Source organism: Klebsiella sp. A-Nf5, assembly GCF_002810545.1.
GTDB lineage: Bacteria > Pseudomonadota > Gammaproteobacteria > Enterobacterales > Enterobacteriaceae > Klebsiella > Klebsiella variicola.
Genome location: NZ_PIOG01000113.1, coordinates 1 through 826, shown reverse-complemented (window position 1 = coordinate 826; position 826 = coordinate 1). Strand labels below are relative to the sequence as shown.

Annotated in this window: 1 pseudogene; it reads left to right on the top strand. The window is 52.7% G+C overall.

Annotation, left to right across the window (positions count from 1 at the left end):
* Nucleotides 1–439 precede the first annotated feature (439 nt).
* Nucleotides 440–826 (top strand): annotated as a pseudogene (purH, locus tag CWM53_RS10985) (bifunctional phosphoribosylaminoimidazolecarboxamide formyltransferase/IMP cyclohydrolase); the annotation flags it as partial.

Below are 826 nucleotides of genomic sequence, written 5' to 3'. Positions count from 1 at the left end.
CGCTTTCCTCTTTCAGAGTCAACCCTGAATTTCAGGATTTTTCTCTTCAACCGAACCGGCTGTTTGTGTGAAGTGATTCACATCCGCCGTGTCGATGGAGGCGCATTATAGGGAGTTCTCGAGCGCCTGCAATAGAAAAATGGCAGAAAAATGACTGACTGCTGCATTCCCCAGCAAAACCCCGCTTTATACCCTTTTACACACAGAATTATCCACAGAATCGCGACGAAACGCCGGCAAAAGCCCGGTGGGTAAGCTTCTATATAAGGAAGAAACAGTGGCTGAAAGAGAAAGATAAAAATTCGCGAGCGTTGCGCAAACGTTTTCGTTACAATGCCGCGCAATGACACGGATGCCCGGTTGGGTGCGTTAGGTGAGTTTTTAGGCAAAAACTCACCTAACGCTCTCTGTAATGTTCAAATCCTGGGGATTTAATACCATGCAACAACGTCGTCCAGTCCGCCGCGCTCTGCTCAGTGTTTCTGACAAGGCCGGTATCGTCGAATTCGCGCAGGCGCTTTCCGCTCGTGGTGTCGAGCTGCTGTCTACCGGCGGCACCGCCCGCCTGCTGGCAGATAAAGGCCTGCCGGTTACCGAAGTCTCTGACTACACCGGTTTCCCGGAAATGATGGATGGACGCGTGAAGACCCTGCATCCGAAAGTACACGGCGGCATCCTCGGTCGTCGCGGTCAGGATGATGGCATCATGCAGCAGCACGGTATCGCGCCTATCGATATGGTGGTCGTTAACCTCTACCCATTTGCCCAGACCGTCGCTCGTGAAGGATGCTCGCTGGAAGACGCGGTGGAAAACATTGATATCGGC